6 protein-coding genes and 1 pseudogene are annotated in these 6,039 nt (G+C 60.2%); 4 read left to right on the top strand and 3 right to left on the bottom strand.

Annotated features, from left to right (window positions below; translation table 11 throughout):
• Positions 1-178: pseudogene (locus FV222_RS01980) on the top strand (IS481 family transposase); the annotation flags it as partial.
• A gap of 218 nt (positions 179-396) precedes the next feature.
• Here FV222_RS01980 and FV222_RS01975 read toward each other — a convergent pair.
• On the bottom strand, positions 397-1,233 hold the full coding sequence (locus tag FV222_RS01975; RefSeq protein WP_147812822.1) for a YfdX family protein: 837 nt from the start codon (positions 1,231-1,233) through the stop codon (positions 397-399).
• A gap of 1,007 nt (positions 1,234-2,240) precedes the next feature.
• Between FV222_RS01975 and FV222_RS01970 the strand changes: the two genes are divergently transcribed.
• On the top strand, positions 2,241-2,648 hold the full coding sequence (locus tag FV222_RS01970; RefSeq protein ID WP_147812821.1) for a MucR family transcriptional regulator: 408 nt from the start codon (positions 2,241-2,243) through the stop codon (positions 2,646-2,648).
• A gap of 72 nt (positions 2,649-2,720) precedes the next feature.
• On the opposite strand, the gene FV222_RS01965 is transcribed toward FV222_RS01970, so the two are convergent.
• Entirely contained in the window at positions 2,721-2,900 is a 180-nt protein-coding gene (locus FV222_RS01965) for a hypothetical protein (protein WP_147812820.1), read from the bottom strand.
• Positions 2,897-3,157 carry a hypothetical protein gene (locus FV222_RS01960; RefSeq protein WP_147812819.1) on the bottom strand — a complete coding sequence of 87 codons (261 nt, stop codon included), beginning with the start codon at positions 3,155-3,157 and terminating at the stop codon, positions 2,897-2,899. Before FV222_RS01960 ends, FV222_RS01965 begins: the two co-directional genes overlap by 4 nt.
• Positions 3,158-4,766: 1,609 nt before the next feature.
• Here FV222_RS01960 and FV222_RS01950 point away from each other — a divergent pair.
• Both FV222_RS01950 and FV222_RS01945 read left to right on the top strand, forming a co-directional pair.
• Positions 4,767-5,453 (top strand): cell division protein DivIVA, encoded by a 687-nt coding sequence (locus FV222_RS01950; RefSeq protein ID WP_147812817.1) that lies wholly within the window; start codon positions 4,767-4,769, stop codon positions 5,451-5,453.
• Between the two features lie 65 nt (positions 5,454-5,518).
• Complete coding sequence (locus tag FV222_RS01945; RefSeq protein ID WP_147764984.1) at positions 5,519-6,034, top strand: hypothetical protein; 516 nt, start codon at positions 5,519-5,521, stop codon at positions 6,032-6,034.
• Positions 6,035-6,039 lie beyond the last annotated feature (5 nt).

The raw sequence follows: 6,039 nt of genomic DNA, 5'->3' as shown, positions 1-6,039 counted from the left end.
CAGCCACGACAAGCTCCGCGCCCATCTGGCCGACTTCGTCAGCGCCTACAATTTTGGCCGCCGCCTGAAGACCCTGCGGGGTCTCACGCCCTACGAGGCCATCTGCAAAGCATGGTCCGCCGAGCCCGAACGATTCAGATCAAACCCGCTCCACCAAATGCCGGGACCAAACATCTAGCTGGTGAGATCCGGGGTTCCCCCGCCGCGTGAGCAGATCGCGGCGGGGCCGAACCGCAAGGTGCCTCACCCGCCCTGTAGGCTCTCCGCGAAGTCGTCGGGCACCTCGCCGAATTGACCCAAGATCGTCGCGCTTTCTAGCTCGCCAGTCTCATCGTTGAGGCTGAACACTATCGCTGAGTTGCCCCACGTTTAAATGGCGGCGTGAGGCAACAGAGATCAGTGTGCGGGCTTAGCCACGCTGCCCGTTGACGCGCCCGTCTCCGGCTTGCCGGTGGCCGCCGTATTGTCGGCCTTTGGCACTGCCGTCGCTTCGATCACGTCAAAACGGACCCCATCCTCGACCTGCTTCAGAGTCGCGTTGGCCTCGTAGTACTTGCCGTCGGCGATGAGCTTGGCGGCGTTGTCGACGCCCTGCGTGGTCTTGCCCAGCGGCACCACCGCCATCGTAAAATCGACGTCGACGCCAGCAAGCTTCAGCCGGTCGACCGCGCCTTTTTTGTCACCCTGCTTTAGGTGCTGGTTAGCTTCATCGACTGCTTTCGACTGATCTTTGTTGCGGGCGACAAAATCGTCCGCGAGCACAAGCTGCGCGTCGACCGGGAGCCACGTCACAGCCTCCTTCGAGTTGGCAGAGGCGCTGGCGGCGGGCTTACTCGCATCCGCCTGCTTGCCGGGCTCGGTCTGACCCTTGGCCGTGCCGTCCTTGCCAGCCATCGTTGCAGCCGTATCTATTCCGGCGGGCGGCTTCAAATCCGCCTCAGCCTTGATGAAAGCTGTAGAGTCGGTCTTGGCCTTCTCTAGGGCGGACTGCGCGTGGCTCACGAACATCCGTGCCTGGTCAGGTTTGGCCTCGTAGATCGCCAGGCGCGCAAGGTGGACATCGCGGTAGGCGTCTACCCCGTCGGTAGAAAGCTTCCCAACGTCGGCATCAGTCTGCTTCTGCTGAGCACTTATCACAGGTGCCGCTTGAGACGTCTGGTCTGCCGCTACAGCCGCACCGGCGAGCAGGGTCGAAGCTGCCAGCGCAGCGGCGAGTGATTTTAGCCTGGCCATGATCGGATCTCCTTAGAACTTTCTAAGACTCGGCGGCGACCAACTATGGACGTCTTCCATGCGGTCCTGAAAGTCTCCTGACAATGGCAGATTTGACGACGATGTTGCATGAAACATCTGTCATCTTGCGGTAAGGGTTTGGTGAGCGGTTCGCGTAATGCGGGAAAGCCGACGTTGCCTTAACCATGTCGCCCGGTCGACATGGACCGTCCCACCGGGTCACGCCTGCCCTGGCACCCTCGCGTGTTCTGAAATCGGGTGAGCATCCTGCATCGTCGCCCCGATCACGCCTGCGATGTTACCAGACGTCTGCGCATCGTGGGGATAGGTCGTTGCGTAACCTACGTAAATCTAGCGGATCGGTAGGCGCTTCCAAGGTCATCTATACCGCCTGCTCTGCCCGAAGGCGGACCGGCAGAAATCCACTTGACCCAGTCGTAGAGCGGACGGACGGGTCCCGACCCAACTCGGCCGTACAAGACGACATCGTCGTCGCCGGAAAGCGGACGTAAGCCCCCGCTCTCGCAGGCAGAAGGAAATGGCCAAAAGCCTTCTGGTTGGTTTCGCTAGCGCGATGCGCCAAGCCTTATTGAGGCTTGGCATCTTCACCTACACATCTGCCGTACGCAGCAGCAGGCCCCCCAAACTGACCAGATGGGGCGACAGGCGGACGCCGTTCACACAACCTTTAATTGCATGCCTGAAGTCCGCGGTCGACGCTCGCAACGGGTGCCTAAACTGCAGCTTCGATGGGCAAAACGGCAGCGCTTCGTCCCTCATGGCGTCTTATTGCAGCTGGACTCAGCCTGTTAACCGATTCTAAGTAGATCGCATCCATCAATTAACTCGCGCAGAAGTTGTATTGCGGGATCGCAGGCGCATAATCGCGCAGTGGCAGATCGACCTGCCGCGACCGTTCAGGGCGATCGACGACCGAAAACATCCTGTGCCGGGCGACAGCATGTTTGGACGCACGCCCACCAGACCGCATTCGGAAGGAGACGACCGTGCAGACCACGACGGACCCCATCGACCTCGCCGCGAAGATCCTCACCGCCTACGTCGCGCGCAACCCTGTACCGGCCACGAGCCTGCCGGACCTGATCCGTACGGTTCACGGCTCGATCACCGGTCTGGCGACCCCGCCGAAGCCGGTGCTGACGAAGCCGACCGCTGCGGAGATCCGCAAGTCGATCTCGCCGGATGCCATCGTCAGCTTCGAGGACGGCAAGCCCTACAAAGCGCTGCGCCGGCATCTCACGATGAGAGGGCTGTCGCCCGAGGCCTACCGGACCAAGTGGGGCCTGCCGGTGGATTATCCCCTGGTCTCGCCCACCTACAGCGCGCGCCGCTCCCTGATCTCCCGCACAATCGGGCAGAACCAGCGCCTGCGCTTTCAGCAAGCGGCGGAGTGATCCGAAGACCTGCTTGGCGGTCCCCACCGACACCGCGCCGGTCTGCGCTTGGCCGGTGCGGGTCGGTCGGCGTTACTGGATCGTTGCCGAGCCCGGGATAAGGCCCAGGAGCGCAGCGAGCTTCATCAGCTCCGCGCCGCTCATCTCCTCGCTATCCACCAGCCACAGACTAAGGTCGTCCCCGAACGGCTCGACATACCGGCCCATCGCGCGCAGGGCTTCGGCGGCCCCGTGGCAAGGATTGTTGGTCATGGCGCCACCGTGCATCCCAGCAGGATTGCGGTTCGCACCATGCCGCGCCGGAACTTCTCCGTCCGATCCTGGTCGTCGACGGCTCGCGCCGCTGGCTCGTGTGCCTTAATCGCGGCTGCTGGGTCCAGCGTGTGCCCGCTTGCGAACCGGAACAGGCTCACCGTCGGGTCGCGCAGGAACTCGTCCACGGCGGAGTTCACCTCATCGGTGGCGACGATCTTGGCCCTGAGCAGGTCACTGGTAATCGTGGTGCTCATTGCCATTGCTCCGAAAAGGCTATCAATCCGAGGCTACTTCACGGCTTCTGGGTTGGCGAAGGAGTACCGCAATAGGCCCTCGGTATCAGCGGGCATCCATTGTGAACACGGCGATGCGTGAGCGTGCGCTTCACGACTGCGGTGTACGATCCAGCGACCGCGACGCGCCCATAGCAAACCGGACAGCGCTTCTCAGCCTTGGTATGCGTCCCTTGCGCCTCAATGAGGCTCACGACGATCCAGGCGCCGTCGACCTTCACTTCGCAACAATTCAGATCGGGCTTGGCCATTGGCTGATCTGACACGCCGCCTTTCCGTCGGCCAGTGTAGCGCGGCAACGGTCGGCAGACCTTGTGTCAATACGAACGCTCGTACTGGACCAGCAGCTTCTCTCAATGGCACTGTCCAACCGCGGACGCTTGAGACCAGGGTCACATATCAAGTACGCGTCCGGTGCTGGCGGAGGTTGGTGGCATCGCGCACTCGGCTGAAGCCTGATCTTAATGCTGGCGTTGAGGTCAGCGGGTCGGGGCTATGCGGGTCGAGGTGCTTGAGGGGGCCGAACGACGGCAGCGCTGATCGTTCGAGGACTACGAGGCCAGGGTATCGGTGTTCGGTGTCACACCGGCACAGGATCGCGCAAGGCCTCCTGTTCACTTGGCGGCGTCCGGCGCGGGAGGGCCGTTTGGGCGGGGACGCGCAGGCCCCGGTCCTCGTGCCCGTCGCGATCGCCCCGGAGCCGTCACTTCCTGTTCCCTCTGTGCAGTCGGATGATCCGCGTGCTCCAGCAGCGCCGCACCGGCGTTGTCGCAGGAGCGGCGTCATCGAGATCGATCTCGGCGGCGGTCGGCGTCTCAGCTAAGCATGCTTAGCTCAATATCGGTGGCGAGGCAGGCGCCATATGTCGTCGTACCGCGCCGGTAACTTCGCAAAAACTCCATCAAGCGCAATCGTGAGCGCGATCAAGCCGAGCGGAGAGCATACGAAGAGCCAAGGAGCCAAAGACATTGTGTGCTCGGAAAACAGAAGTCGGCGGAGGCCGGCTACTGAAATTTCTTAGATGATGATTAACAAATCGTTAACGTGTTATGGCCTGCTCCAATTGATGGTTCGGTTCCGGCAATTATGTACCACCGCTCGAGAGTTGGCCCCGCCCTCATTCCACGGTCAATGCAGGTTCTCGGGCTGTTACAGCTTAGCCGGTGAAAGATTCGGCTTTAAGTCGCTGAGGGCAGTTCGAAGTGGATCTTCGTTCTCGTTAGCAGGTTGATCGCTCGATGCGCTCTTGAGCGTAAGGAGGGCATACAGCCGGCGTTCCGCCTCGACCGGCTTGCCGCGCTTCGGGCCGCGCATATTCGAACAGGCTCGTCATATCCCAGCGAACGTGAACAGCAGTCGGACCTCGTCGAGCGTATGTTTTTCGATTGTCGGATCAGCGCTCGCTATGCAGTTTAGAGATACCAGCAGATAAGCCCATGGGTCCGCTTGAGGTTAAGATCGATCAACTTTCCTGAATTTTAGGTTAAAAAATGTCGCTTATTAACGCTTCGTTAACTATGATGATATGGCTGTGTCATCGCAAAGATGAGCTCATAGGGAAGAGCACACCATGGCCGCGGCCCCATTAGTCTCCTGGGCTCAAATCCTGACGCAAGTTGCAGCGAGCTTCGACAGCATCGCCGACAAGCCGTCTGCTGAGATCCTCATGCTCAAGCCCTCGTTTAGCACGATTGAGCCACTGACGAGCGAAGCGGCCTTTGGTCCACAACCGACCCTACACCCATCTCTCCTCATACCCGGGGCGGCAGTCAACGATGTCGGCGTCTCTCCATCCGGTGTCGATACGGAGGACGTTGAGGTTGGCGATTGGATGAGCACCCTCGACATCATCAACGGCATGGCCGGCCTAGCTGGCGATCAAAAGAAGCGTCTGAGGGAGCAGAGCGTGTCTCATCAAGCTGCCCTCGAAGGCCTTGAGAGAGCCCTGAAGCAGACACAGCAGCTTTTGCAGCTCTCGGAGATGCGAGTGCAAGAGATCCAAACAGTGGCTGATGTCCGCTTGCAGAAGGTACAAGCAGACGCAGATGCTCAGGTGCAGGAAATCCGCGCCGAAGCTGAGGCGCGTGTAAGTGTGATCCGCGCCGAAACCGATGCTTGGGTACGTACCGCTGAAGAACAAGTGCGGGTTGCGGACCTACGAGCAAGCACCGCAGAGAAGTGGCTTCAAAGGATTGATGCAGCAGCTAAAAACCTACTTCTCGGCGGCCACATGAGCCTGGATCAGGGTCAAGTCTAGAGCGACCAAGGCAATCAATCAATGCGATTGCGAGTGTCTACGCGGAAGAACAGCGAGGATAGGCGATGGAGCAGGCAAGGCAACTTCTTGTAGATGCGTTCATGAGGGATGAGGCCGTTCCCGGATCGGATCCGCAGGTGCATGGCTCACTGCACGGAGATAAGGTTGTCCTTCTAACCCCAGCGGCCGATATCACCGCTACTCGGCATAGTGCAGTCGGAAGCCCAACTCTTGGAAAAAATTGGCCGGAGGTGCTGGAACGGGTGCGGGGTGCTGCTCAATATATGCGAACCGTTGAGAGCCGCGCAGAAGAGCAAGAGTTTCGTGTTCAGGAACTCTTGGAGCAAGTTCGTGCAGACATGCAGGACGCTCATGCTAGGGTCCAAGCTGCTGAGAAGCGCACTCGGGATGTTCAGGCTCAGGCGAACAAGCTGATTCAGGCTGCCGAAGAACGAGCTCGTATCGCTCAGGAGCGAACGGCTACAATAGAAGGCTGGCTTGTGCAGATCTCCGAGGCGATCGAAACGGAGTTCGTGGTGGAGCCTGTCAACGCACGTAAGGCGGGTACGAAGCGAAGCTGAGCAAC

Origin of the sequence: Methylobacterium sp. WL103, from assembly GCF_008039885.1 — a bacterium.
Lineage (GTDB): Bacteria > Pseudomonadota > Alphaproteobacteria > Rhizobiales > Beijerinckiaceae > Methylobacterium > Methylobacterium cerastii.
Note: the sequence above shows the minus strand (reverse complement) of the source record. Positions and strands in the feature narration are given on the sequence as shown.

Bases quoted from the DNA above. Each gene is read 5' to 3' on its own strand.
- FV222_RS01975 (WP_147812822.1), bottom strand. From the start codon at position 1,233: ATGGCCAGGCTAAAATCACTCGCCGCTGCGCTGGCAGCTTCGACCCTG.
- FV222_RS01965 (WP_147812820.1), bottom strand. From the start codon at position 2,900: ATGACCAACAATCCTTGCCACGGGGCCGCCGAAGCCCTGCGCGCGATG.
- FV222_RS01960 (WP_147812819.1), bottom strand. From the start codon at position 3,157: ATGAGCACCACGATTACCAGTGACCTGCTCAGGGCCAAGATCGTCGCC.
- FV222_RS01950 (WP_147812817.1), top strand. From the start codon at position 4,767: ATGGCCGCGGCCCCATTAGTCTCCTGGGCTCAAATCCTGACGCAAGTT.
- FV222_RS01945 (WP_147764984.1), top strand. From the start codon at position 5,519: ATGGAGCAGGCAAGGCAACTTCTTGTAGATGCGTTCATGAGGGATGAG.